The sequence below is a fragment of the Caulobacter endophyticus genome, from assembly GCF_003116815.1.
Taxonomy (GTDB): Bacteria; Pseudomonadota; Alphaproteobacteria; order Caulobacterales; family Caulobacteraceae; genus Caulobacter; species Caulobacter endophyticus.
Map to the genome: position 1 here is coordinate 1 of NZ_QDKQ01000077.1, position 26307 is coordinate 26307.

General features: G+C 69.7%; 22 protein-coding genes and 1 pseudogene. 13 read left to right on the forward strand and 10 right to left on the reverse strand.

Going from position 1 to position 26307, the window contains the following annotated elements; all coding sequences use genetic code 11:
* Positions 1-116, forward strand: a pseudogene (locus DDF67_RS26505) (IS481 family transposase); the annotation flags it as partial.
* 169 nt (positions 117-285) lie between these two features.
* Here DDF67_RS26505 and DDF67_RS23535 read toward each other — a convergent pair.
* The 4 genes from DDF67_RS23535 to DDF67_RS23550 all read right to left on the reverse strand — a co-directional run bounded on the left by DDF67_RS23535 (position 286) and on the right by DDF67_RS23550 (position 4111).
* Positions 286-777 carry a heme-degrading domain-containing protein gene (locus DDF67_RS23535; RefSeq protein ID WP_109455190.1) on the reverse strand — a complete coding sequence of 164 codons (492 nt, stop codon included), beginning with the start codon at positions 775-777 and terminating at the stop codon, positions 286-288.
* On the reverse strand, positions 777-1844 hold the full coding sequence (locus DDF67_RS23540; protein WP_109455191.1) for an oxidoreductase: 1068 nt from the start codon (positions 1842-1844) through the stop codon (positions 777-779). Before DDF67_RS23540 ends, DDF67_RS23535 begins: the two co-directional genes overlap by 1 nt.
* A gap of 115 nt (positions 1845-1959) precedes the next feature.
* On the reverse strand, positions 1960-3234 hold the full coding sequence (locus tag DDF67_RS23545; RefSeq protein WP_109455192.1) for an MFS transporter: 1275 nt from the start codon (positions 3232-3234) through the stop codon (positions 1960-1962).
* 61 nt (positions 3235-3295) lie between these two features.
* A complete protein-coding gene (locus DDF67_RS23550; protein WP_109455193.1) occupies positions 3296-4111 on the reverse strand; it encodes a 2-keto-4-pentenoate hydratase in 816 nt (271 codons plus the stop codon).
* Between the two features lie 168 nt (positions 4112-4279).
* Here DDF67_RS23550 and ligD point away from each other — a divergent pair, with 168 nt between their 5' ends.
* From ligD to treF, 3 genes are all read left to right on the forward strand, one after another.
* Positions 4280-6919 carry a DNA ligase D gene (ligD, locus tag DDF67_RS23555; protein WP_109455194.1) on the forward strand — a complete coding sequence of 880 codons (2640 nt, stop codon included), beginning with the start codon at positions 4280-4282 and terminating at the stop codon, positions 6917-6919.
* A 39-nt stretch (positions 6920-6958) separates the two neighbouring features.
* Complete coding sequence (locus DDF67_RS23560; protein WP_233247748.1) at positions 6959-7984, forward strand: acyltransferase family protein; 1026 nt, start codon at positions 6959-6961, stop codon at positions 7982-7984.
* A gap of 176 nt (positions 7985-8160) precedes the next feature.
* A complete protein-coding gene (treF, locus tag DDF67_RS23565; protein WP_109455195.1) occupies positions 8161-9753 on the forward strand; it encodes an alpha,alpha-trehalase TreF in 1593 nt (530 codons plus the stop codon).
* Here treF and DDF67_RS23570 read toward each other — a convergent pair.
* Positions 9750-10517: a Crp/Fnr family transcriptional regulator gene (locus tag DDF67_RS23570; protein ID WP_233247749.1), complete on the reverse strand. Its 768-nt coding sequence runs from the start codon at positions 10515-10517 to the stop codon at positions 9750-9752. The genes treF and DDF67_RS23570 overlap by 4 nt on opposite strands.
* Positions 10518-10561: 44 nt before the next feature.
* On the opposite strand from DDF67_RS23570, the gene DDF67_RS23575 reads away from it, so the two are divergent.
* The 9 genes from DDF67_RS23575 (at position 10562) to DDF67_RS23615 (ending at position 22979) form a co-directional block, all read left to right on the forward strand.
* Positions 10562-12586, forward strand: coding sequence for a toll/interleukin-1 receptor domain-containing protein (locus DDF67_RS23575; RefSeq protein WP_109455196.1), 2025 nt, complete (start codon positions 10562-10564; stop codon positions 12584-12586).
* Between the two features lie 23 nt (positions 12587-12609).
* A complete protein-coding gene (locus DDF67_RS23580; protein WP_109455197.1) occupies positions 12610-13026 on the forward strand; it encodes a hypothetical protein in 417 nt (138 codons plus the stop codon).
* 73 nt (positions 13027-13099) lie between these two features.
* On the forward strand, positions 13100-14773 hold the full coding sequence (locus tag DDF67_RS23585) for an adenylate/guanylate cyclase domain-containing protein (protein ID WP_408608635.1): 1674 nt from the start codon (positions 13100-13102) through the stop codon (positions 14771-14773).
* A gap of 304 nt (positions 14774-15077) precedes the next feature.
* Entirely contained in the window at positions 15078-16355 is a 1278-nt protein-coding gene (locus tag DDF67_RS23590; protein ID WP_109455199.1) for an RICIN domain-containing protein, read from the forward strand.
* 225 nt (positions 16356-16580) lie between these two features.
* On the forward strand, positions 16581-19079 hold the full coding sequence (locus DDF67_RS23595) for a zinc-dependent metalloprotease (protein WP_109455200.1): 2499 nt from the start codon (positions 16581-16583) through the stop codon (positions 19077-19079).
* 50 nt (positions 19080-19129) lie between these two features.
* Positions 19130-20899 carry an amidohydrolase family protein gene (locus tag DDF67_RS23600; RefSeq protein WP_109455201.1) on the forward strand — a complete coding sequence of 590 codons (1770 nt, stop codon included), beginning with the start codon at positions 19130-19132 and terminating at the stop codon, positions 20897-20899.
* A 180-nt stretch (positions 20900-21079) separates the two neighbouring features.
* Positions 21080-21949: a pentapeptide repeat-containing protein gene (locus DDF67_RS23605; protein ID WP_109455202.1), complete on the forward strand. Its 870-nt coding sequence runs from the start codon at positions 21080-21082 to the stop codon at positions 21947-21949.
* A 184-nt stretch (positions 21950-22133) separates the two neighbouring features.
* Positions 22134-22613: a MarR family winged helix-turn-helix transcriptional regulator gene (locus tag DDF67_RS23610; protein WP_233247751.1), complete on the forward strand. Its 480-nt coding sequence runs from the start codon at positions 22134-22136 to the stop codon at positions 22611-22613.
* Positions 22614-22715: 102 nt separating this feature from the next.
* The gene (locus DDF67_RS23615; protein ID WP_109455204.1) at positions 22716-22979 is read left to right on the forward strand and encodes a hypothetical protein; all 264 of its coding nucleotides are present in this window, start codon (positions 22716-22718) and stop codon (positions 22977-22979) included.
* 14 nt (positions 22980-22993) lie between these two features.
* Here the strand turns inward: DDF67_RS23615 and arfB are convergent, their stop codons facing one another.
* Genes arfB through DDF67_RS23640 form a run of 5 tightly spaced genes read right to left on the reverse strand, consistent with a single transcriptional unit; the run spans position 22994 to position 26306 of the window.
* Positions 22994-23416, reverse strand: coding sequence for an alternative ribosome rescue aminoacyl-tRNA hydrolase ArfB (gene arfB, locus DDF67_RS23620; protein ID WP_109455205.1), 423 nt, complete (start codon positions 23414-23416; stop codon positions 22994-22996).
* Positions 23413-23871, reverse strand: a complete 459-nt coding sequence (locus DDF67_RS23625) for a YaiI/YqxD family protein (RefSeq protein ID WP_109455206.1) — start codon at positions 23869-23871, stop codon at positions 23413-23415. Before DDF67_RS23625 ends, arfB begins: the two co-directional genes overlap by 4 nt.
* Positions 23872-23900: 29 nt before the next feature.
* Positions 23901-24299, reverse strand: coding sequence for an NUDIX hydrolase (locus tag DDF67_RS23630; RefSeq protein WP_109455207.1), 399 nt, complete (start codon positions 24297-24299; stop codon positions 23901-23903).
* 29 nt (positions 24300-24328) lie between these two features.
* Positions 24329-25417 carry a serine hydrolase domain-containing protein gene (locus tag DDF67_RS23635; RefSeq protein WP_109455208.1) on the reverse strand — a complete coding sequence of 363 codons (1089 nt, stop codon included), beginning with the start codon at positions 25415-25417 and terminating at the stop codon, positions 24329-24331.
* 31 nt (positions 25418-25448) lie between these two features.
* Entirely contained in the window at positions 25449-26306 is an 858-nt protein-coding gene (locus DDF67_RS23640; protein ID WP_109455209.1) for a helix-turn-helix domain-containing protein, read from the reverse strand.
* Between the last annotated feature and the right edge of the window lies 1 nt (position 26307).

The window sequence follows — 26307 nt, forward strand, 5'->3', positions numbered from 1 at the left end:
GCGCCAAGGCCATCAAGCCTTGGACCGACAGCTACAACCTCGACCGCCCACACTCAGGCATAAAAGGCCTCACGCCCTGGCAGCGGGTGAACAACCTTCTTGGAAACGACAGCTAGGCCGTGCGGGAAAAGTGGGCCGGCAGCAGGAACCTCCCCCTGTGGGGGAGGCGGCCGTAGGCCGGTGGGGGGACGTTTTCAGCTTTCGAGGCGTCGGCCGGTCAACCAGCAACTCCCCCCACCGATCGCTTCGCGATCACCTCCCCCACAGGGGGAGGTTCTCCTATCCTCACCCCAGCGCCAGGTCGTCCAGCTCCTTGCCCAGCATCAGGGCCAGGGCCTCGACCACCAGCACGTGGTCCTGGCGCTGGGGCAGGCCCGAGACGGTCACTGCGCCGATGCAGCCCAGGCCCTTCACCAGCAGCGGAAAACCGCCGCCGTGAGCCGCGTAGTCCCGCGTCGGCAGTCCGTGCTTGGCCTCGAGGCTCTCGCCCTTGGCCGCCAGCGACAGGCCCACGCCGTACGAGCTCCTGGAGAAGTGCAGCACCGTGTTGCGCTTGCGGCGCAGCCAGTCGGTGTTCTCGCCGGTCGAACCGGGCAGGGCGGCGTGGAATAGCGGACGGTCGCGCAGCGAGATGTCGATGGCCAGCGGCGCCTTTCGGGCCAGGGCAGCGTCGCGCAGGCCCGCGCCCAGGGCCCAGGCGGTGTCGAGGTCGAAGCGCGGGAACACCAGGGTGGCTTCCTGGGCGGCGATGCGGGCGATGTCGTCCTTGTGACTCATCAGGCGGCCTCGACCGGCAGTTCGCGGCGTTCGGCCGCCGAGCGGATCGCCAGGTCCAGCAGCTCCATTACCTGCAGCGCCTCGCGGGCCGGCACGGGATTGGCCGCGCCGGTCAGGATCGCGTCGCGGACGCCGGCGTAGTAGGCCGCGTAGTCGCCACGCCGGCCCTCGACGACTTCGCTGCTCAGGGCGTCGCCGTCGGCGCGGGTCAGGGTTCCCGGACGCGGATCCAGGCCGAAACCTTCGTCGGCCGGGGTCAGGCCGCGCTTGAGCGCGTCTTCCTGGGCGTCGAGGCCCTGCTTGACGAAGCTGCCCTTCGTGCCGTGCACGGCCAGGCGCAGGTCGGCCGCGGCGGTCAGCAGGCTGCCGTGCAGAATGACCCGCAGCGCCGGATAGCGCAGCGTGACGTGGAAATAGTCGTCGGCGCCCGCGCCCTCACGCTGGACGCCAATGTCGGCGTTGACGGCCAGGGGCGGGCCGAACAACTGCAGCGCCTGGTCCAGCAGGTGCGGGCCAAGGTCGAACCAGGCGCCGGCGCCGGGGCCGGCCCGCTCGCGCCAGCGGTCGCGGACCACGGGCCGGAAGCGGTCGAAATGGCTTTCGTACTGCGTGACCTCGCCCAGCACGCCCTCGGCGATCAGGCCCTTGAGGGTCAGGAAGTCGGCGTCCCAGCGGCGGTTGTGGAACACCGACAGCAGGCGGTCGTGGGTCTCGGCCGAGGCGATCAGGGCCCGGGCCTCGTCGAGGGTGACGGTGAACGGCTTGTCGATCACCACGTGCTTGCCGGCGACCAGCGCCGCCTGGCCCTGCGGGGCGTGCAGGTCGTTGGGGGTGGCGACGACCACCAGGTCGATCGCCGGATCGGCCAGGGCCTCGTCGAGGCTGGCGACGACCTTGGCCTCCGGGTGGTCGGCGGCGACCTTGGCCGGGTCGCTCGACACCACGGTGTGCAGCACGAGGCCCGGCGTGGTGGTGATCAGCGGAGCGTGGAAGGTCTTGCCGACATAGCCATAGCCCACAAGGGCGACGTTGAGCGGGGCGGTCGTGGTGGGAGACAACGTTGTCATGCATCCAATCTAGGCCGTGATCGCGGCGAGGTCACGGCGCCGGCCGGGAAATGCACAACGAAAAAGCCCCCGGCGCGGCTGCGTCCGGGGGCTCTCTTTCAGCGGAGGGCGAAGATCAGATCTTCACCGGCTCCATCTTGGGGGTCAGCAGGTGAACCACCAGCAGGGCGACCAGATAGGCGGTCCCGGCCACCACGAAGATCGGCGTGTAGGTGCCGATGTCCTCCAGCACCTTGCCGATATACTTGGAGAACACCATGCCGCCCAGGGCGCCCAGCATGCCGCCGATGCCGACGACCGAGCCGACGGCGCCGCGCGGGAAGACGTCCGAGGGCAGGGTGTAGAGGTTGGCCGAGAAGCCCTGGTGGGCCGCGGTCGCCACGCCGATGATCAGCACGGCCAGCCAGACGTTGCTGGCGAACGAGGCGAACATCACCGGCACGGCCAGCAGGGCGCAGACCAGCATGGTCGTCTTGCGGGCCGCGTTGATGCTCCAGCCGCGCTTCATCAGGTTCGACGACAGCCAGCCGCCGCCGACGCTGCCGACGTCGCTCAGCAGGTAGATGGCGATCAGCGGCGGGCCGAAGGTCTTCAGGTCCAGGCCATAGCGCTTGCCCAGGAAGTCGGGCAGCCAGAACAGGAACATCCACCAGATCGGGTCGATCAGGAACTTGCCCAGCGAATAGGCCCAGGTCTCGCGCTTGGTCAGCAGCTTGGCCCAGCCGATCTTCTCGACCGGGTCGGCCGGATCCTGCTCGATGTGGGCCAGTTCGGCCGCGCCCAGCTTCTTGTGCTCGCGCGGACGGCGATAGACCAGCAGCCAGATCGGCAGCCAGACCAGGCCGGCGACGCCGGTGACGATGAAGGCCATCTGCCAGCCGAAGGCCAGGGTGATGCCCGGAACGACCAGCGGGGTGACGATGGCGCCGATGTTGGTGCCGGCGTTGAAGATGCCGGTGGCGAAGGCGCGTTCCTTCTTGGGGAACCACTCGGCCACGGCCTTGATGCCCCCCGGGAAGCCGCCGGCTTCGCCGATGCCCAAGCCCATGCGGGCGAAGATGAAGCCCGAAAGGCCGCGCGCGCCGGCGTGGGCGATGTGGGCGATCTGCCAGATGGCGAAGGCGATGCCGAAGCCCCAGCGGGCCCCGATCTTGTCCATGATCTTGCCCCACGCCAGGTAGGCGATGGCGTAGGAGAGCTGGAAGTAGAAGACGAGGTCGGCATAGTCGCCCTCGCTCCAGCCGAACTCCTTGGAGAGGTTCGGCTTGAGCAGGCCGATGGTCTGCCGGTCCACATAGTTGATGACCATCGCCGCGAACAGCAGGCTGACGATCACCCAGCGATAGCGCCCGATCTTTTCAGACGGCGCGGGGGCCGCGGATACGTCCATGGACTTCGTCTTCCTTACCCTAGATCTTGTTCTGGTTAGTTGATCGTCCGGCTGGCCGCCGTCAGGCGGGAACCGCCCTGCAACGGACCTCGCCCAGCGGGCCGAAGCTTATGGTCGACTCGTCTCCGGCCGCCACATCGTGGATGCCGGTGCTGGCGCCGGTGGTGACCAGCATGCCCTTCTTCAGCGGACGGCCGCGCGAGGCGACGTGGCCCAGCAGGAAGGCCAGGGCCGCCAGGGGCGAGCCGGGGATCGAGGTCGCGCCGCCCTTGCCGACGCTGACGCCGTTGACGAAAGTTTCGGCCGGCATGGCTTCCCAGCCGATCTCGCGCCAGTTCTCGATCACCGGGCCCAAGATCTGACCGTCGTTGTTGCCGAAGTCGGAGACCACGATGGGCGGACCCAGTTCGTTGATGGTCTTAAGCGGGCTGCCGGCGATCTCGACGCCCAGGATCAGCTCGCCGACGTACGCGGCGGCTTCTTCCGACGTCCATTCGGTCTTGCCCTCGGGGGCGTCCTTGGACAGGCGGATGATGAACTCGGCCTCGACGGCGGTGAAGCCACCCGCGATGGCGCGGAACGGGGTGGGCTCGACGCCGGCGTCCCAGACGTTCTTGGCGAAGATGCAGCCGGCCAGGCGGTCGACGCCCAGGCGCTCGCGATGCTGCGGGGGCACCAGGCCGACCTTCCAGCCGACCAGTTCATCCGGCCACAGGTCGATGGCGATGTCCTGCACCGCGTAGCCGTCGGCCATGGTCTGGGGCAGGGCGCCGCCGGGATAGCCGGGAACCGAAACGCCCTTCTGCCGGGCTTCAACGAATTGGGGGGCGATCGACGCCGGTGCGAATAGGTCGCTTTGCGCCTCAGAAACGGTCACGCCGCGTAGCCTCCCTCGAATTACTCATGGCTGGCCCGTTCATCGGGCCTGCGCTGTCTCTAGTGGAAACCGGTGTCATTGACAATTGGTCCACTGAAACACGTCAAGGCGGCGAGGGGAACCGTTCACGCGCTCGAAGACTCTTGTTTTCAGAGAGGGATCGGGAAAATGGCCCAGTCGCAACTGACCGAGTATCGCCGCAAGCGCGACTTCGCGAAGACCGCCGAACCCAGCGGCGAGCGCGACGTGGCGGCCTCGCCGCATCTGCGATTCGTCATCCAGAAACACGACGCCACACGCCTTCACTACGATTTCCGGCTTGAGGTCGACGGCGTGCTGAAGTCGTGGGCGGTGACCAAGGGCCCGTCGCTGGATCCGGCCGACAAGAGGCTGTCGGTCGAGGTCGAGGACCATCCGCTCGACTACGGCGACTTCGAGGGGACGATCCCAAAGGGCCAGTACGGCGGCGGCACGGTGCAGCTGTGGGACCGCGGCTACTGGGCGCCGGAGCCGGGGTTCGAGGATATCGGCAAGGCGCTGAAGAAGGGCGAACTGAAGTTCGTGCTGGAAGGCGAGCGGCTGCATGGCGGCTGGGTGCTGGTGCGCATGAACTGGGATCGCAACGCCAAGGACGGAAAGGGCAAGCGCGCCAACTGGCTGCTGATCAAGCATCAGGATGAGGCCGCGCGACCGGGCGAGGGAGCGGCGGTCCTGGAGGAAGACCGCTCGATCGCCTCAAACCGCTCCATGGCCGATATCGCGGCCGGCAAGGGCAGGTCGCCCAAGCCCTTCATCCTGAAATCGAAGGGCAAGGCCGACGCGGTCTGGAAGTCCCGGACCAAGGCCGAGCGCGAGGCGCTGGCCAAGGAGGCCGACGAGACCCGCAGCTTCGCACCCGCGTCCGAGAAGATTCCGCCCGGGAAGAGCGCCAAGTCCGCCGCCATGCCGCGCTTCATCGAGCCGCAGCTGTGCAAGTCCGTCGACCGTCCGCCGACCGGCGCGGGTTGGGCGCACGAGATCAAGTTCGACGGCTATCGGCTGCAGTTGCGCGTGGAGGACGGCCGGGCGGTCTTGCGCACCCGCAAGGGTCTGGACTGGACCGAGCGGTTCGCTGGCGTGGCCGAAGGCGCCGCCGACCTGCCCGACGCCATCATCGACGGCGAGGCCGTGGTGCTGGACGAGGCTGGCCAGCCCGACTTCGCGGCCCTGCAGGCGGCGCTGGCCGAGGGCGGGGAGGGCGAGATCATCTTCTTCGCCTTCGATCTGCTGTTTTCGGGCGGGGAAGACCTGCGCGCCCTGCCGCTGCGCGAACGCAAGGCGCGGCTGAAGGCTCTGCTGGGGCAGGATGAGGCGCGGCTGCGCTATGTCGACCACTTCGAGACGGCGGGTGACGCCGTGCTGCTGTCGGCCTGCAAGCTGGAACTGGAGGGCATCATCTCCAAGCGGCTCGACGCGCCTTATCGTTCTGGGCGCAGCGAGACCTGGACCAAGTCCAAGTGCCGGGCCGGCCACGAGGTGGTGATCGGCGGCTGGACGACGACCGGTGCGGCCTTCCGCTCGCTGATCGCCGGGGTGATGCGGGGCGGCAAGCTGGTGCATGTGGGCCGCATCGGCACGGGCTTTGGCAAGGACAAGGTCGCCAAGCTCCTGCCAAGGCTGAAGGCGCTGGAGACCGATCGTTCCCCGTTCCAGGGCGAGGGCGCACCGAGGAAGGCGGCCAACATCCACTGGGTGAAGCCGGAGTTGGTGGCCGAGATCGAATATGCCGGCTTCACCGGCGAAGGCGCGATCCGCCAGGCCGCCTTCAAGGGTCTGCGCGAGGATAAGCCGGCTTCCGAGGTCGAGGCCGACGCCGTGCCCGCCGCCGAGGCGGAACTGGCGGAGCCGACCCCGAAGGCGGTCAGGCCCGCGACCGCGAAGGGCGAAAGCGTCGTGCTGGGCGTTCCCATCTCAAAACCCGACAAGCCGCTGTGGCCCGACGCCGGCGACGGAGAGCCGGGAAGCAAGCTTGATCTCGCCCGCTACTACGCCGCCGTCGGCGAGTGGATGCTGCCGCATATCAAGGGCCGGCCCGCCTCGGTGATCCGCGTGCCCGACGGCATCGACGGCGAGACTTTTTTCCAGCGCCACGCCATGCGCGGGATGTCGTCGCTGATCGAGACCGTGACGGTCGAAGGCGATCGTCAGCCCTACATCAAGTTTGACCGCGTCGAGGCCCTGGTCGCCGCCGCCCAGATCGCCGCCGTCGAAATCCATCCCTGGAACTGCCAGCAGGGCGATCCCGAGGTCGCCGGCCGTCTGGTCTTCGACCTCGACCCCGCGCCGGAAATCACCTTCGAGGACGTCATCGTCGCCGCCCGCGAGATGCGCGACCGGCTGGAGGAGCTGGGCCTGGCCAGTTTCTGCAAGACCACCGGCGGCAAGGGCCTGCACGTGGTGACGCCGCTGTCGGACAAGGTCCCCTGGGACCAGGCCAAGGCCTTCGCCCGCGAGGTCTGCGCCCGCATGGCCGCTGACCAGCCCGACCGCTACCTGATCACCATGAGCAAGAAGGCCAGGGCGGGCCGGATCTTCCTGGACTACCTGCGCAACGACCGCACCAGCACGGCGGTGGCTCCTCTGTCGGCGCGCGCCCGGCCGGGAGCGACCGTCTCGATGCCTCTGAACTGGACCCAGGTGAAGGCGGGCCTGGACCCCACGCGGTTCACGATCCGCACCGCGCCCGACCTCATCGCCAAGAGCACGGCCTGGGCCGACTACGCCGAAGCGGCCAAGCCGTTGAAGGCGGCGATCAAACGACTGGGCTGAGGCTTGCCCCGCGCCCCCGCATCGTGACACCACCATGCGGTGACGATTGCGACGATCAAGGACGAAGGACGGTACACCGCCCTGGACGGGCTGCGCGGCGTCGCGGCGCTCGGCGTGCTGCTCTACCACATCGCCGACTGGTCGGGACGGCGCGGACATTTCGCCCACGGCTACCTGGCCGTCGATTTCTTCTTCTGCCTCAGCGGCTTCGTGCTGGCCCACGCCTTCGAGCAGCGGCGGATCGGCTTTGGCAGGTACCTTGTCGCCCGCTGGGTGCGGGTCTGGCCGATGCTGGCCATCGCCACCGTCGCCGGGGCGTTGCTGACCGGCAAGGGTGACGGGCAGACTTGGGCCGACGTCGCGAGGGGCCTGCTGCTGATCCCCAAGTTCGCGCCGATGGAGGCAGGGACCTTCCCGTCGCTCTTCCCCTTCAACCCTCTGGCCTGGTCGCTGTGCCTGGAGGTGCTGGTAAGCCTGGCGTGGTTCCCCCTGCGCCGCGCGCCAGACACGGCGGTGGTGATGTTCGTCCTGCTGGCCGGCGCCGCCTTGCTGTTCGTGGCCGTCGGCATGGGCGGATTGCAGACCGGCTGGGACCAGGCGACGTTCGGCCTCGGCGTCCTGCGCGCGGCCTATCCCTTCGCCATCGGCTGGATGTGCTGGCGCTATCGGGCCAGTTTCGAGGCGCGGAAGATCTGGCTGCCGGCGGCGCTGCTGCTGATCGTGCTGGTGTTGCCGGTCTGGCCAAGCCGGGTGGCCAACGGCCTCTACGACTTCGCCTGCTCGACCTTGCTGTTTCCCTTCCTGGTGCTGCTGGGCGCCTACGATCCGGGCGGCCGCGTCGCCAAGGCCTGCGACCTGCTGGGCGGCGTGTCCTATCCGCTCTACGCCCTGCACTGGGCGTTCTGGTACGTGATGATCTCGATCTACCCGCACGGCTGGCGGCGCGACCTGCCGTTGTGGTTCTGCGTCCTGGCCCTCTTCGTGCTGCCGGCCGCGTCGTGGGCCGCCTGGCGCTGGATCGAGACCCCGCTGCGCACGCGCCTGAAGCGATTGACCGGAGCCTGAGGCGAGAAAATCATCCCCCGCCGGCGTGCAGGAGCGCGGTCGACGACCGCTCGGCGCGGCTGAGCGTCGACTACAACTTCTGACGATCTCGCGGGTTTTCGAACCGCAAGCGTCTTCCTCCTGCACGCGGGCTGGCCTCCCCGTCGGTCCGCGTCCTTCTTGTCGATGAGGCCCTGATGATCCGCGCCCGCCATCTCGCCGTCGTTTCCGTCGGGATCTGGACGGCGCTGGCGCCGCCAGCTCTGGCCCAGACGCCAGCGGCCGAGATACCGACGCCGGCCGACACCTATCGGGAGCTGTTCCACCAGGTGCAGACGAGGCGCCTGTTCCCGGACGGCAAGACCTTCGTGGACGCCACGCCCAGGCGCGATCCGGCCGCGATCCTCAAGGACTACCGAGCCAGGGCGCGCTTCACCGACGCCGAGCTGAAGCGCTTCGTGCGCGCCAATTTCGTCGTGCCGGAAGCCGGAGCTGCGCCCGTGCCCAGCGCCGAGCGCACCACCCTGAAAGCCCACGTCGCGCAGCTGTGGCCGCACCTGACCCGCGATCCGGTCAAGCCCGTGGCTGGCGGCTCGGCCCTGGCCATGGCCAAGCCGTTCGTCGTGCCCGGCGGGCGTTTCCGCGAAATCTACTACTGGGACAGCTACTTCACGATGCTGGGCCTGAAGCTCGACGGGCGCTCGGACCTGGTCGAGAGCATGATCGACGACTTCGGCGGCCTGATCGACGGCTACGGCCACATCCCCAACGGCGCGCGCACCTACTATCTCAGCCGTTCGCAGCCGCCGTTCTTCTACGCCATGGTCGGACTCTCCGACGCGACCGACCCGGCGGTGGTCAAGGCGCGTGTTGACCTGATGCGGCGCGAGCACGCCTTCTGGATGGACGGCGAGAACACGGTGACGCCAGGCAAGGCGCACCGCCGCGTCGTGGCCCTGCCGGGCGGGGCGGTGCTGAACCGCTACTACGATGACCGCGTCACGCCGCGCGACGAGTCCTACCGCGAGGATCTGGAGACCGCCCGCGAGGCGTCTTTGGCTACGGGCCGCCCACCTGCCGAGGTGTTCCGCGACCTGCGGGCCGGGGCCGAGAGCGGCTGGGACTTCTCCTCGCGCTGGATGGCCGATGGCGAGCACCTGAAGACCATCCGGACGACAGCCATTGTCCCCGTGGATCTCAACGCCCTGATGTATGGCCTGGAAGGAGCGATCTTGGCCGGTTGCGCCAAGCTGGCCGATGCGCCGTGCGTCGCCGAGTTCGACGCTCGCGCCAAGGCCCGCAAGGCGGCGATGGACTCGGTGCTGTGGGACGCCTCGCGCGGGGTCTATCTCGACTATCTGTGGACCGGCGGCGAACGGATCGAGACCTTGAGCGCCGCGACCCTCTATCCGCTGTTCGTCGGCGCGGCTTCGCCAGACCAGGCCAAGGCGGTGGCGGCCGTGACCCGCACTCAGCTGCTGGCCGCTGGCGGTCTGCGCACGACGACGCGGCGCACCGGCCAGCAGTGGGATACGCCCAACGGCTGGGCGCCGCTGCAATGGGTGGCCGTCGCGGGCCTGCGCCGCTACGGCGAGAGCGCCTTGGCCTCGGAGATCTCGACCCGCTGGCTGGCGACGGTCGAGCGCGAGTACCTGGCCAGCGGCAAGATGCTGGAGAAATACGACGTCGAGGAGGCCAAGGCCGGCGGGGGCGGGGAGTACCCGCTGCAGGACGGCTTCGGCTGGACCAATGGCGTCGCCCGGGCGCTGCAGGAGAGCGCCAGGAACTAGAGCTCCGGCTCGTCGCCGCCCAGGCGCTCGATCTCGGCGACCAAGCCGTCGATGTCGAGGATGCTCAGGGTGCGGCCCTGCTTGGCGATCAGGTTTCGGGCCTCGAGCCGGTTCAGCTCACGCGTCACCGCCTCGCGCTGGGCGCCGGCCAGGACGGCGATTTCGGCGTGGGTGGGCGCGCGGGCCAGGATGGCGCGATTGTCCTCGATGCCGACGTCGGTCGCCAGGCGCAGCAGCTCCATCTGCACGCGGCAGGGGGCTGAGACGGCGTTCAGCTCGAACACCCGGCTGCTCAGCGCCCGGACCATGGCGGCCAGGTCCTCCATCACCGCGCGGGTGAAGTTGGGCGAGCCCGACATCAGTTCGGCGACCAGGGCCTCGGGCAGGCGGCCGACGACGGCCTCGGTCAGGGCGGTGACGTTTGCCGAGCGCGGCAGACGGTCGATGGCGGCGATCTCGCCGAAATAGGACCCCGGTTGCAGGCGGCGATAGCCGACCTCGCGGCCCGAGCGCGCGTACTGGTTCACCAGCAGCAGGCCCTGCACCACGACATAGATCGCGCCGCCCGGATCGTGCCGCTGCACCAGGCGCGCGCCGCGGCGAACCGACAGGATTTCGATGCGCGCGGCCAGCGCCTCGACCTCCGCGGGCGCCATGTGCCGCAGCAGCCGACAGCCGGCCAGGGCCTGAAGACGGGAGGCCTGATCGCCGAAGCCCGCCGCATTCGAAGCGCCAGCGGTGGCGGCGTTCGCGGAAGAGTCCATAATCGCCGCTCCTGAGTTCGCGTACGGGGAGAGTCGAGGGGGCAATGGGGGACTTAAACTACAAGGCCTTCATCAGCTACAGCCATGGCGACGGCAAGCTTGTCGACTGGCTGCACAAGCGTCTGGAGGCCTATCGCCCGCCCAAGGGCGTGGGGGCCGCCGACTCGCGTCCGTTGCGACCGATCTTCCGCGATCGCGCCGAGCTGTCGGCGGCCGCCGATCTGGGCGGGGCGATTCGCGAGGCTCTGGACCGTTCCGGGCATCTGATCGTCGTCTGTTCGGAGGCCTCGCGGCGTTCCAAATGGGTCGGCGAGGAAATCCGACACTTCCTGTCGACCCATGGTCCGCAGCGGGTGATCTGCGTGCTGGTCGATACGCCTGAGGGCGGCGGCGAGGTGATCGACTGCCTGCCGCCGCCGCTGCGCGAGGCCTTTCCGCCCGGAGGCGAGCCGCTGGCGGCCGACCTGCGCCCCGGCGGCGACGGCCGACGGCTGGCGTTCCTCAAGGTCGCCGCGACCCTGCTGGGCGTGCGGCTCGACAATCTGATCCAGCGGGACGCCCGCCGTCGCTCGCGCTGGATGGCCGCGACCACGGCCGGCGCGCTCGGCGTCGCCGTCGTCACCGGAGCGTTGGCGGTGGTCGCCTTCGAGGCCCGTCGCGAGGCCGAGGCCCAGCGCGCCGAGGCCGAGGACCTGGTCGCCTACATGCTGGGCGACCTGCGCAAGAAGCTGGAGCCGGTCGGGCGTCTGGACGTGCTCGACGGCGTCGGCGCCCGGGCCCTGGCCCACTATGCCCACATCGACGCCAGCGACCTCGACGACGAGGACCTGTCGCAGCAGGCCAAGGCCCAGACCCTGCTCGGGGAGATCCGCGACAAGCGCGGCGACCTGAAGGGCGCGCGGCAGGCCTTCTCGCAGGCCGCCCTGACCTCCGAGGCGCTGTCGAACCGCAATCCACAGGACGGCGAGCGCCTCTACGACCACGCCCAGAACGTCTTCTGGCTGGCCTATGTCGACTGGCGGCTGGCGCGGATCGCCGATGCCGAGGCCGGGTTCCGCCGCTACGGCGAACTGGCCGAGCGGCTGACGAAACTCGATCCGGGCAATGTCGAGTGGAGGATGGAAGTCGCCTACGCCCGCAACAACCTCGGAACCCTCCTGCTGAACGAGGGGCGGAGCAAGGACGCCCTGGTCGCCTTCGACGACGCTCGGGTCCGTTTCGAGGCGGCGGCCAAGGCTTCGCCCGGCGCGGTTCAGCCGCTCAAGGATCTCGCTGACGCCCATGCCTGGCTGTCGGACACCCATTATCGGCTTGGCCAGATGGCGCAGGCCTACGAGCAGCGCGCGATCGCCCAGTCGATCTTCGCCGATCTTCTGAAGAAGAGTCCCGACAACCGGCCCATGGCGGCCAAGCTCTATGCCGGCCAACTGGCGCTGGCGCGTCGCGCTCTGGACCTGGGACGCGTCGATGAAGCGCGTCGGCTGGTCGATGGGGCGCGGCGCGGCTTCCGGGACCTGACCGCCCTCGACCCGGAGAACGCCACCTGGCTCGACTACGCGGCCAATGTCGAGCTCGACGCCTTTGACGTGGCCTTCGTCGCCGGCGACCTGGCGACCGCCCGCGCGGCTCACGCCGAGGCGACGCGCCGGATCGAACGGCTGCGGGCGCTTAATCTCGAAGTCTATGCCTGGATGTCGCGGCTGAACGGAAAGCTCCGCGTGCAGGCGATCCGGCTCGCGCAGGTCGATGGCAAGCCCGAGGCGGCCAGGGCCGCAGCGCGCGAGATCGAGCAGTCGCTTGCCGGCAGGACGGGCAAGAAGGGCGATGCCGAACTGGAGGCCTGGCTACTGAGCATGGCTCGCCTGGCGCAGAGCCGGGAGGCCGAGGTCATCGGCGTCCTGGGGCCGCGTCGCGACAGTCTCTCGCCCGAGGCGCTCTACGTTCTCGCTCGCGCCTTGCACGGCCAGGGACGTTTTTCCGAGGCGTCGGCCATAGTGAACAAACTTCGTTTACATGGTTATGCGAGACCCGACTTCGTTGCGTTTTCGCGCGATTCATCTCTAGGTTAACTCGCCTACAGGGGGAATTTTCTATGCTCAGCCACAACGGCGCCAATCCCGAACCGGATCTGGTCATCGACATCATCGTCGGCTTCGATGGCAACCTCAGCTTCATGGACCTGTTCCCGAACCCGCCGGAACCGCTGGACCTCGACCTGAAGCAGCGCTGCGTTCTGCAGTTCCGTCTCAGCGACGACCTGCTCTCCAAGGGCTGGGGCTTCCAGCCGACCCCGATCTCGTTCGAGAACGACTGGGGGCAGAACTTCTCCAGCTACTACTGGACCAGCTACGTCCCGCCGGGCGCGGAAGAGCCGGTTCCGTACTCGCAGTTCAAGGTGATCTACGAGTGCAAGCGCATGGGCATCTTCGTCTACAGCCTGTTCATGCACGATGGCCTGGGCCAGCCGATCGACCTGGATCCGCTGATCGAAAACGGCGTCGGCGTCTAAGCTGAGCGTCGAGGCGTCCTTCGACGAGCTCGCCGCGCTGCTTCAGCGCGGCGAGCATCTTTCCGCCTACGATCTGGCGCGGCGTGTCCTCGACGAGGGCGAACACTCGTTGACCCTGGCCCATGCGGCCGTGCTTTCGCTGGCTCGCGCCGGCGCCACAGACTTCGCCCGCGCCGAGTTCGTGCGCCTGGGCCTGGCCGATTCCAAAGATCCCGAAGCCCTGTCGCTGGGCGGCCGCCTTCTCAAGGACGTGGCCCTGACCGCCAACGCGTCGCGCCGCCGGGCCTTCGCCCGCGCCTCGGCGCGCGCCTATGTCGCCGCCACGGACAATGGCGGCGGCCGCTACGGCCTCGTCAATGCGGCGACCATGAGCCTGGTGGCCGGCGACATGCCCCGGGCCATGGACCTGGCGCAGGCCGCCCTCGACCCAGGCGCGGCTGTCGGGCAGGGCGAGGCCGGCTATTTCGACAACGCCAGCCGCGCCGAGGCGCTGTTTCTTCTGGGGCGCTGGGAGGAGGCCGCCGAGCGGCTGGGCGCCGCCGTCGCCAGCGCGCCGTCCAGCCTGTCGGCCCACGCCTCGACCCTGCGCCAGCTTTCGATGATCGCCGCCGAGATCGGCGCCCCGACCGCCTGGCTCGAAATCCTGCGCCCGCCCGTGAGCGCCCATTTTACCGGCCACATGTTCGCCGCCCGCGAGCCGGCCGACGAAGCCGGGCTGAAGGCGGCGATGGCCGAGATCGTGCGCGTTCAGAAGGTCGGCTTCGGCTATGGCGGTCTGGCCGCCGGCGCCGACATCCTGTGGGCGGAGACGCTGCTGGCGGCGGGCGCGGAACTGCACGTCGTCGCGCCCCTGGCCCTGCCGTCTTACGTCGAGACCTCGGTGCGTCCGTTCGGCGAGCCTTGGGTCGAACGCTTCGAAGCCTGCCTGGCCAGGGCTTCGTCGGTGCGGTTCGCCGCCCGCGATCCCTATGCCGGCGACGACGAGGTCTTCGCCTATGCCAGCCGCTTCGCGATCGGCTGCGCCATCCTGCGGGCCGAGGGGCTGTCGACCCGGGCGGTTCAGGTCGCGATGTGGGACGGTCGGCCGGCCACGGGTCCGGCCGGTGCGTCGGCCGATGTCGCCTACTGGCGCGAGACCGGACGTCCGCAGGCGATCCTGCCGTTCGAACGGCCGGCCCCGGATGCCGTCGTCGCCCGTTCGCCTGACGCGAGCGACCGCGGGGTCAAGGCGATGCTGTTCATCGACGTCCGGGGCTTCGGCGCCCTGCACGACGCCCAGGTGCCCGCCTTCTTCGAGGTTGTCATGGCCGGCATGGCGAAAGCCATCCGGCGGCTGGCCGCGCCGCCGGAGCATGTCGAGACCTGGGGTGACGGCGCCTTCCTGGTGTTCGACCGCCCCGCCGACGCGGCCGAGGCCGCGCTCGCCCTGCTGGAGGCCCATCGCCGGCTGAACCTGCGGGCCGGGGGGCTGCCGCGCCATCTGGCCCTGCGGATCGGCGGTCACTACGGCCCGGTGCACCTGCGGGTGAATCCGATCACCGGCGCCCAGGCGGTGGTCGGCGCGCACGTGGTCGTCGCCGCCCGCATCGAGCCCGACGTGGCGCCGGGTGCGGCCTATGTCAGCGAGGCGATGGCGGGCATCCTGGCTACGCGCCACGCCGACCGATATCGCTGCGGCTATGTGGGGCGGACCACGCCCCGCAAGAGCTTTCCGCCGGTCTCGATCTTCAATCTTTCCCGCCGCTGAGAGCCGTTCGCAGCCCCTGTGACAAATTGCACAGCGGTGCTGTAGGGCTTGGGACATTCTGACGCAGATCACGGGCGGCCGGGCCGAAAAGCCTCCAGAGCGGACGTCCAACGATCAGGGACCCGGAGCCGTCGCGCCATGACGGCTCCGGGTTTCCCCAGGCCATTGGCGCGCGAGGAAGTCTTGGGGGGCTCTTCGCATGCGGGGCGGGGGCCGCTCGTGACGCTCGCGAGCGGCCCATCGCCGACCCCAGCGTGGAGTAGCGGCGTTGCGAAGCATCGAGGACCAATGTCCTGAGTTGCGGGTGCGGCCATGGAACGGGCTTCTGCTCTTCGCGGGCGACGCCAGCGGGCGCTCCGCCCATTCCGGAAACCTGTTCGACCTGGGCCTGGCCGACTGGCGCGACGTCGCCGCCCTGGGCCGGGTCGCGGCCGAAACCCGCGTGGCCCTTCGAGCCGCGCGCCACCGCCCCGACATCGTCGACTTCCTGGGCGAGGTCGTCGGCTCGGCGCTCGAACCCCGCCGGGGCGCCCGCACCGCCGAGGCCGGCGAACTCTGCGTCGAGGCCCAGCGCCTGATCGCCGCCTGGACCGACCTGGACGCTGTGCTGGAAGGGCAGGGGCTCGACCTGCAACTCGGCATGGCCGCCTTCGCTCGCGATCTCGTCTCCTACGGCCGCGACGTCGCGCCCTCGCTTTATCGCCAGCTGTTGGCGGGCGACCGTCCGGCGGCGCTGCAAGCCTTGCGGCTGCAGGTGCGTATGCGCGCCGACCGCGCCACGAGCCTGGCTGCCGCCATGCGCAGCTTCGCCACCCGCGCCGGGGCCTTCGCGGCCGCCTTCGCCGCCTTCGAGCGCGACCCGGCGGTGCGGATTTCCCTGCGCGAGGCCCCCGAACTGTGCCTGTCCTATGACGACGACGGCGTCGCCCGGCTGGAGCCGGTCAAAGGCGGGGCCGCCCGCCAGTTCTGGCGCCTGCTGATGGACCAGGCCGCCGACGCCCATCGCCTGCGATCGGCGGCGGATCCGGCGCGGCATCTGCACATCACCGCCGACGACAAGCTGTGGACCCTTGCCAACGCCTCGACGCCGTTCGGCTTCCCGCTGATCAGCGAGGGGCCGCCGCCGTGCGTGGGCGGACTGGAAGGCCTGCCGGCCGGCGCCGACCTCTTCCGCGTGCCGCCGCGCCAGGGCGCGACCCTGGAGAACGTCGCCTTCCCCGGGCATGCGCTCGATGTGGCCGAGGTGCAGGCTGGCGCGCCGCTGCGCCTGTGGGAGAAGACCGGTCTGCCGTCGCAGCAATGGGCCTTCAGCCCCGCGCCGCGCACCCGTCGCGAGATCGCCTTGCACGACCTCGTCGCCCCCGCGGCCGGACTGGCGACCACCGTCGCCGGCGTGCGCGGCCTGCGGGGCGACTGGAACGCCGTGCTCGACGACCTGGAAGCGGGCCTGGATACGCCCGAGACGGCGCCGCCCGATCTCGAGGTCGTGCTCTCCGAATGGGCTCGAATGGCCGACGCCGCCGAAGCGGCGCTGGCGGAGTTCGAGGCCGAGGCCAGGACCTTCGACACGGCAAGCTCATGATCCAGCTTTCCAGCCAGCCGGCGCCTCAGCGCCTTCAAAGCCAGCCGCGTCCGGCGGACGTCCGGCGCGCGTCCCTGGACCGTTGCAGGCAGGCCGGCGAGCTGGTCGCCCGGGCCTTGGCCCGCGAGATCCGCTGAGGCCTTCGTCAGCAAAAAGAGGCTTGCCTGTCCTTCTCCGGGGCGAAACCGTCGCTGGCCGCGACTTGCGCGGGAATCGGAGGGGCGGATGGGGAAATCGGACTTTGGCGGCGTGTCGCTGCGCGCCCTGGCGATGGCGAGCGCGCTGGCCGTTCTGACACTGTCGGCCTCCGCGGCCGGCGCCGCTGCGCCAGCGCCTGCCGCCGCCAGCGCGCCAAGCCTGCTGCCGGTCAAGGCCGACGCCGCCAAGGGCGCGGTGCTGGTCACCCTGCCCGCGCCGGACGCCGACGGCGTTTCCGGCCGCTTCCTCTATCAGCCCAGCCTCAGCGGCGGCCTCGGCGCCACGCCGGTGGGCCTGGACCGAGCCGCCACGGGCGACACCCAGGTGCTGGTTTTCCGCCGCGTCGGCAAGCGGGTGCTGGCGGAGTTCGAGAACTTCGGCTTCCGCGCCATCGGCGGCACGGTCGAGGAGCAGCGCACGGTCCGCGACAGCTTTCCCGGTTCGGTGGTCTGGTCGGGCGAGGTGGCGGGCGAGACGGCCGATGGCGGCTTCACCGTCGACCTGGCCGGCTTCCTGCTGCGCGACTCGTTCAACATCACCGGCGCGCTGAAGGACGCCAAGCAGGGCGGCTTCAAGGCCGCACCGAGCCTCAGCTATGTCGACTTCGGCCACCTGGGCGTCTTTCCCGACAATCTTGAGTTCGAGACCCGCCAGACCTTCACCGCCGACGATCCGGGCGGCGAGGTCTCCGGTATCGTTCCCGACGCCCGGGCCGTGACCTTCGGCGTCCACCACAGCTTCATCCGCCTGCCGGGGCCAGGCTTCACGCCGCGCGCCTTCGATCCACGCACCGGCACCTCGGCCCAGGTGCTGTTCGCCGACTACGCCATCGGCCTGGACCAGCCGACCGTGCAACGCCTGGTGCGTCGCTTCCGCCTGGAAAAAACTGATCCGACGGCGGCGAAGTCGCCGGTGAAGAAGCCGATCGTCTTCTATGTCGATCGCGGCGCGCCGGAGCCGGTGCGCAGCGCCCTCGTCGAGGGCGGGCGCTGGTGGAACCAGGCCTTCGAGGCCGCCGGCTACATCGACGCCTTCCGCGTCGAGTCGCTGCCGGAGGGCGTCGATCCGATGGATGCGCGCTACAACGTCGTGAACTGGATCCACCGCCAGACGCGCGGCTGGTCGACCGGCACGACGGTTGTCGATCCGCGCACCGGCGAGATCGTGCGCGGCGTCGTCCAGTTGGGCTCGCTGCGCATCCGCCAGGACCGGATGATCTTCGAGGGCCTGCTAGGCGCCGACAAGACCGGCAAGGGCGGTGCGGACGATCCAATACAGATCGCGCTGAACCGCATCCGCCAGCTTTCCGCCCACGAGATCGGCCACGCCATCGGCCTGTCGCATAACTTCGCCGGCAGCGTTTATGGCCGGGCCTCGGTGATGGATTATCCCGCGCCGCTGGTGAAGATCGACGGCGACCGCCTCGACCTTTCCGACGCCTACGCCAGGGGCGTCGGCGCCTGGGACGCCTTCGCCATCGACTGGCTGTACTCGGAAGGCCCGCCTGGAAGCGACGAGGCTGCGCGCCTCGACAGTCTGGCCCGCGACGCCCAGGCCAAGGGCTATCGCTACGTCTCCGACGCCGACGCCCGCGGCGCGGCCTCGGCCCAGCCCTACGGCGCGCTGTGGGACAACGGCGCCGATCCGGTGATCGAACTCGACAACGTCATGGCCGTGCGCCGCATCGCCCTGTCGCGGTTCGGGCTCGGCAACGTGCCGGCCGGTTCTCCCGCCGCCGACCTGCGCCGGGCTCTCGTGCCGATCTATCTCTTCCATCGCTATCAGGTCGAAGCGGCGGCGAAGTTCGTGGGCGGCGTCGACTACGGCTACGCGGTGGTCGGCGATGGCCGCGAGGCCGCGCCCGCCACGCCGGCCGCCGACCAGCGCCGGGCGCTGGCGGCCCTCGTCCGCACGCTGGATCCGACGGCGCTGGACCTGCCCGACCCGCTGCTGTCGCTGCTGTCGTCGGGCATGTCGGGCTCGCGCGACAAGGCCTACGCCATCGAGATCTTCCCGACCTCGGGCGCTGCGGTGTTCGACCTGCCGACCGCCGCCGAGACCGCCGCCGACCTGCCGCTGTCGCTGCTGCTGACGCCCGCGCGCCTGAACCGCCTGGTCGAGCAGAAGCGCCGCGACGCGGGCCAGTTGGATGTCGCCGAGACCGTAGGCGCCCTGCTGGCCGCCGTGGCCCCTGGCGGGCCGCAGGCCGAGGGCCGTACCGGCGAACTGCGTCGCCGGGTGCGGGCGCGGCTGGTGGGCGATCTGGTCGCCACGCTCAACGACAAGACCCTGTCGCCGACCGCCGCGGCCCAGATCGACGCGGCCTTGCTGCGCTACGCCAAGACCCTGTCGGGCTGGAAGGGGCAGGGGGCGGAGGCCGACCAGGCGGCTCGCATCGCGCGCCTTCTGACCTCCGGCGATCGCAAGGCCCTGGCGGCTCCGCGCAGCGGGGCGGTGGAAACCTTGCCGCCCGGCATGCCGATCGGTGGGGAGGACTGCTGGTTTTGCGCGCCTGGTTCGTCATGAGGTCAGGGCGCGCGTGATGGCGTCCAGCCTGCAACGAGGAACGACCGTCCATGACCCGCGCCCGCATCCTGCTCGGCGGCCTCTGCGCCGCCGCGCTGTCCACCTCCATGGTGGCCGCCCAGCCGCTGGCGGTGGTCAACGCCGAGATCTTCGACGCCACCGGCGCCGCGCCTTATCGCGGGACGCTGGTGGTCGAGAACGGGCGGATTCTGGCGGTGGGTCCCAAGGTGAAGGCGCCCAAGGGGGCGACGATCGTCGACGCCAGGGGCGAGGCCCTCATCCCGGGTCTGTTCGACGTTCACACCCATTGGACGCCCAACGGCGTTCCTGACGTCACGCCGAAGATCGCCGACGCCTATGTGGCCGCCGGGGTCACCTCGGTGAACGACTTTCACCAGCAGCCTGAAAGCTTTGCGCCGCGTCGGGCATGGCTGGGAACCCTGACCGCGCCGCACGTCAATTTCGTCGCCCGCATCAGCACGCCCGGCGGCCACGGCGCCGACTGGGCCGACCAGGCCACCACCCGCTGGGTCGATACGCCGGAAGGCGCCCGCGCCGCCGTCGAGGCGATAGCCGCCTACAGGCCCGACGCCATCAAGGCCTTCACCGACGGCTGGCGCTATGGCTCGGCGCCCGACAACACCACCATGGACGCCTGGACGCTGAAGGCCCTGACCGACACGGCCCACAAGTACGGCCTCAAGGTGCTGACCCACACAGTGACGGTCGAGCAGGGCAAGGTGGCCGCGGCCAGCGGGGTCGACGTCATCGCCCACAGCCTGCAGGACGCCCCGCTCGATGCGGAGACCATCGCCGCCATCAAGGCCTCGGGTCTGTTCTACGCCCCGACGCTGGCGGTCTACGAGCCGGTCAAGCCCGGCGCCAAGCCGCCGGCCGATCCCGACAGCCCGCGCGCGCGCCAGAGCCGCCTGAAGTTCGGCTACGCCCTGGGCAACGCCAAGGCTCTCTACGACGCCGGGGTGCCGCTGGCGCTGGGCACCGACGCCGGCATGACCGGCACGCCGCACGGCTCCTCGACCCAGCGCGAGCTGGAACTGCTGGTGCAGGCCGGCCTGACCCCGGTCCAGGCCCTGACCATCGGCACGGCCGGCAGCGCCCGGGCCATGAACCAACTGGCCGATCGCGGCACGCTGGAGGTCGGCAAGCGCGCCGACTTCGTGCTGGTCGCCGGCAAGCCATGGGAGACGATCTCCGACGCCCGCAAGGTCGATCGCGTATTCATCGACGGCAAGCTTTCCTACGGCCCGGGCTCCAAGCGTTCGGCCGCCAACGACCGCATCGCCCCGCCGGCGGTGAAGGCGTCAGCTCTCATCGACGACTTCGAGCGGGCCGACGGCCGCACCAGCCTCGACACCCTGCGCCTGGACGACTTTGACGGCGGCCGCGACCGCAGCCTGGAAGTCTCGCAAGTGATCGACCGCGAGGGCGGTGGCAAGGTGCTCTCGGTCGGCGCCCGCATGGCCGCCAAGGACGACGCCTCGGCGGGCGTGCTGCTGCCGCTGACCCGGGGCTCGGTCGTTCCGGCCGACGCCACCGCGTTCAAGGGTGTGAAGCTGGCCTTGCGCGGCGATGGCGGCGCCTATGTTGTCAGCCTGGTCGGAGCGACCGGCCGCTGGACGACGAAGGTCGAGGCCGGCCCGCAATGGAAGACCGTTGAGCTGCCGTTCTCGGCCTTCAAGCCGGCCGGCCGCGAGAAGGCGGCCTTCACTGGGACCGACCTGCTGCAGGTCGGCGTCGAGGGCGAGCGTCCGTCGGGCGCCAAGCTGTGGTTCGAGCTGGACGACGTGATGTTCTACTGACGAGAAATCGCGCGCGGCGGTTTGACGCGGCGGACGCTGGAAGGCCAATGCCAACAAGCGTTTGGCGGGGGACGGGGATCGCGAATCCCCGTCATTACCGCGATTTAAGTGGTCTAGCGGCGGTGTGCGGCTCAAACCGTTACCAAGCAAGGTCGCTTATCGACCGAACGGAGACCGCCGATGGCCCGCATGGGCATGACACTCGCCGCCGCCCTGGTTATGGGTCTGACGACCCTGGCCGGCCAGGCCCAGGCCAAGGCCTCGATCGAGGACAAGGACGTGGCGCGCCTGGTGTCGCTTGGCGGGGTGTGCGTCAGCTGCGATCTGGCCGGCCGCAAGATGACCGGCGCCAAGTTCACCGGCGCCAACTTCGCCAAAGCTAACCTGATCGGCGCTGACCTGCGTGGCGCGGTGTTCTTTGGCTCCAACTTCGAATCCGCCGACCTGACCCGGGCCGACCTGCGCGGGGCCGAGATGCGCGCCGCAAATTTCCAGAAGGCCAATTTCAACGGCGCCCGCCTGTCGGGCGTGGAATCGGCCGGGGCGAACTTTCAGAACGCCAACCTGTCGCGCGCCGACATGACCTCGTCGGAGATGCATGGGGTCAATTTCGAGGCCGCCACCCTGATCGACGCGCGCCTGTCGAACTCCGAGCTGAACGGTTCGAACCTGAGCTCGGTGAACGCGCGGGGAGCCGATTTCTCCAACGCCGAGATCAATGGCTCCAACCTCAGCGGCGGCCGCTTCGACCGCGCCCAGTTCCGCAACGCCTCGCTGACGGCTTCGCACCTGCGCGGCGGCAGCTTCGCGGGGGCCGATTTCAAGGGCGCGGATTTCTCGGGCGTGCGCTTCCTGGGCGTCGACCTGAGCGGCGCGCGCGGCCTGACCCAGGACCAGTTGGACGATGCTTGCGGCGAGGCCCGCCTTCCGCCGGGCCTGTCGCTGAAGGGCTGCGGGAACCGCGTCAAGCGGATCACCGTCATCCGCGGCATGCCCGCTCCGCCGGCGCCGCCGGCCCCTCCCGCAGCCCCGGCGCCGCCTCGTCGCTGAGTTCGCCTCTGAGGGGTCTTTCTCGCCTGCGGAACGTGCGGGCGAGACAGGCGTTTCGCGACATGGTGAACGCTGCGCTGGCTAGGGACCTCGTGGCGATTGCGCGACAGCAGAGGTTGTGAGATCAAGGCGCACGGCGCGGGGGGACACCATGCCTGAGCATGACTTGAGGGAGGGGCAATCCATGCCCCTGCCCAGCTATTTGAGCTATCTGATGTATCAGACCGAGCAGCATCGGCGCGCCTTGGCGGCCGATCATGTTGCACGTCACGGTCTGTCGTTCCCGAAATGGGTGGCGATGCTGTCGCTGGCCCGGTTCGGCGAGTGCTCCATGACTCGGCTGGCGAAGCTTTCGGCGGCCGACCGCACGACGCTGACCCGGTCGATCGACGGCCTGATCCGCGACGGTCTGGTCGAGCGAGGCGGGGCGCCCAACGATCGCCGCAAGGTGGTTGTCCGGCTGACCGAGGCCGGTGCGGCGCTGCTGGAGCAGATCCGCAGCGAACTGGCGCCGCTGCACCAGGAAGCCTGTTCCGAACTGAGCGCCGACGAGCAGTCGGCCCTGGCCTTCTACCTGAAGAAGATGCTGGGCGGCCTGATCCCCGAGCCGGACTGGAAGGACGAGATCCTCTCGTTCGGCCCGCCGATTCCTCGTCTGGCCTGAGGTTTCCCGTCGACGCCCTGGGGTGCAATCTCCGGTTAGGAGCTTGCACCTAAGGTCGTTTTCGCCGGCCGCTGGGGGCCGCGCGCAAGGGGACTTCATCTCATGACTGTCGACCAGGTCGCTGAACACATCAGCGAAATGACCACCTATTCCGTCTCGGCCGGCGGGCAGAGCTATCCTATGATGGCCTGGGCCTCCATGGTCGAGCACGGCGGCCAGGGCTCCGCCGACATCGTCCTGGCGAACCTCGCCGGCACCATCGTCGGCGACCAGCTCACCTGGCTGAACCAGGGCCAGGCCGCCTTCTTCGTCCAGGAACAGGCCGACGGCGCCCGCCTGGGTGTCGGCGTCAATCAGGCCGCCTGAGGCCTTCGGCGCGGTCAGTCGTCGTGACGGACGCGGCCGCGCATCGACTTCACGCCCGATCGCTTCGACTTGCCTTCCAGCCGCTTGAGCTTGCTGGAATAAGTCGGCTTGGTCGGGCGGCGCGGCTTGGGTTTCTCGGTCGCTCGGCGGATCAGCGCGACCAGCCGCTCGCGGGCGTCCTGGCGGTTCAGCTCCTGCGAGCGATGGCCCTGGGCGAACAGCACCAGCACCCCGTCCTGGGTCATCCGGCTGCCGCCCAGCGTCGTCAGCCGCGCCTTTATGTCGTCGGTCAGGGACGGCGAATTGGCCACATCGAAACGCAGCTCGATCGCCGTCGAGGTCTTGTTAACGTGCTGGCCGCCAGGACCCGAGGCGCGGGCGGCCTTCTCGATCAGTTCATCCTCGTCGATGCGCAGCCAGCTGGTGATCTCGATCATTTCACGACCACGCGCCGGGCCTTGACCACGGCCTGGTCGAGGGCCTGCAGGAACTTGCTGCGGTCCTGGGGGCCAAAAGCCTTGGGGCCGCTTGTCACCTCGCCCATCGAGCGCAGGTGCTCGCCGATTGAACGCGAGGCCAGGGCCGAGCCGATCATGTCGGCGGTGAACACCCGGCCGTTGGGCGCGATCGCCTGGCCGCCCGCCTTCAGCACGCGATCGGCCAGCGGGATGTCGTTGGTCACCACCACGTCGCCGGGACCGGCGCGCTCGGCGATCCAGTCGTCGGCCACGTCGGGGCCGGCGTCGACCACGATCTGCTCGATGGCGGGGGTTGCGGGTACGCGGATCCAGCTGTTGGAGACGACATAGGTCTTCAGCCCGTTGCGGGCCGCGACCTTGTAGGTCTCGTCCTTCACGGGGCAGGCGTCGGCGTCGATATAGATCGTCGTCATCCGCGCCCTATAGCACGGGTTGCAGATTATCAGGCCAGGGCCAGCAGCGCGGGAATGACCTCGTCCTTCAGCAGAGGAGCCAGGGCCATGCCGGCGGGCGGGGCGGCCGGGTCGATCCAGGCCAGTTCCTCGATCTCGGCCTGGGCGGCGATCCGCCCTTCGACCACCGCCAGATAGGTCGCCGACTGCACGGTGAAGCCGGCCTCGTTGGCCGCCGGCGCCGAGAAGCGGCCAAGCAACTGCGCCGAGACCAGCCGGCAGCCCAGTTCCTCGTCCAGTTCGCGAGCCAGGGCGGTCAGGTCGTCCTCGCCGCCGTCGCGCTTTCCGCCCGGCTTCATGAAGATCGCCGTGCCGCGCTTGCGCACCAGCAGCATGCGGCCGGCCTCGTCGCGGATGACGGCGGTGACGATGTCGAGGACCTTGCTCATGCTCGACAGACTAGCGGATTCGGCCCCGGTCAGGGCTGGACGGCCGCCAGGATGTGCTCGGTCAGCAGCCGTTCGCTGATCGCATGCGGCTGGCGGACGTTGAAGTTGGTCGTGGTGATCACCGCCACGATCCCTAGGTCGGGCACGATGACCACCTTGTTGCCGCCCGTGCCGCTCATCGCCCAGGCCTTGTGGCCGCTGAAGGTCTGCAGCCAGATCAGGTAGCCGTAGTCGGTGTCCTGTCGGGCGTTGGCGTGCGGGCTGGTGGCGGCGCTCACGAAGCTGGCGGGCAGCACCTGCCTGCCCTCCCACTTGCCGCCGTCGAGATAGAGCTGGCCCAGCTTCAGGAGATCGCGGCTGCGCAGCCCAAGTCCGCCACCGCCCTGCGCCAGGCCCAGCGGCGAGACCTGCCAGCGCTCGCCCTTGATGCCCAGCGGTTCAAAAAGCGCCTCCCGGGCGAAGGCGGGCAGGGGCTTGCCCACTGCGCCCTGGACCACGGCGCCGAGGGTCGTGACGCCGGCCGTGCAGTAGGAAAAGCTGCGGCCGTAGGGCGCGTCGACCGGCTTCTGCACCCAGTCGGGGAAGCCGCGCACCGGCAGGTCGAGATAGAAGCCGACCCAATCCTCGATCAGGTACATCCGCTCCTCGTTGCCGCGCGAGAACTGGTTGTCGTCGTCGCATTCGGCGATCGAGCTCATGGTCATCAGGTCTTCGACCGTGACCTTGTCCTTGCGCGGATCCGGCGCGGCGGCGGGCGGCCGGCCTTTCAGATAGGGCTTGATGGGCGCATCGACGCTGGGGATCGCGCCCCGCGCGATGGCCGCGCCGGCCAGCATGGCGGTTACGGTCTTGGTCACCGAACGAGTGTTGCGCCGGGCCTCGGCGCCGCCTTCCGGCTGACCTTCGTCGTAGTAGGCCTCGAACACCAGCTTGCCGTGGCGGGCGACCAGCATGCTGGTGATCTTCTGGAACTCGCCGGCCTTGATCGCCGTCGACATCGCTTCGAGCCTGGCCGCCGACATGCCCTCGGCGGCGGGTGAGGCGCTGGTCCAGTCGGCGGCGCCGGCGGCCGTCGGCGGGACGAGGGCAAGGAGGGCGGCGAGCAGCAGGGGTTTCACGATGGGGCGACTCCGACGGAACGCCTTTTGTCTAGGCGCCGGCGCGGGTGTCGTCTTGGACGCATGAAACATCGGGGCGGCGTCCGCATAGCCGTGCGAACTCGCCAGGCGTGACGCCATAGGCCTGCCGGAACTGGCGATTGAGGTGGCTCTGGTCGCAGAAGCCCGAAGCCAGGGCGATCTCGCCGATCGGGGCTCGGCCGTGCATCAGGAGGTCGGCGGCGCGCTCCAGCCGCCGGGTCCGCAGTCGCTCGCCCGGCGCTGCGCCCAGCCAGCGACGATAGCCGCGCGCCAGGTGCACCGGATGCACCCCGGCCACGCGGGCCAGATCGGCGACGCCGATAGGCTGGTCGAAGGCGTCGGCGAGATAGCTCTCGGCCATGGCCAGCCAGGGTGGGGGATGGTCGCCGTCGCGCACAGGCGCCAGGGCCTCGGCCGCCAACTCCAGGCTCAGCCCCTCCAGCGACAGCGGCTCGGCGTCGGCCGACAGCAGCGAGCGTGTCAGGCGCAGCGCCGCACGGCGGGCCGCCGGACCCGTCAGGCGCAGGGCGTCGATCGCCCCGCGTCCGTCGGAGAAGTCTCGCCAGTCGCCCGCATCGAAGCTGACCGCCAGGAAGTAGCCGCCGGCCTCGACGAAGCGGTCGCGATGGACGACGCCGGGCGGATTGTAGACGAGGACCGGCCCTTCGGTGTCCGGGCCCCAGGCCGTGGTCTCGTAGCGGCCGTGGGTGGCCAGCACGAAGTGGGCGTCGTCGTGGCTGTGCTCGTCCACGTGCTCGGCGCTCATGGTGGCGGCCAGGTGGGCTAGCCGCACGCCGGGCAGCCGCCGCTCGACGGTGGGCGCGCCGTAGAACCGTCCTGGTGCGAAGGCGGTTCTCGGCGCGGTCATC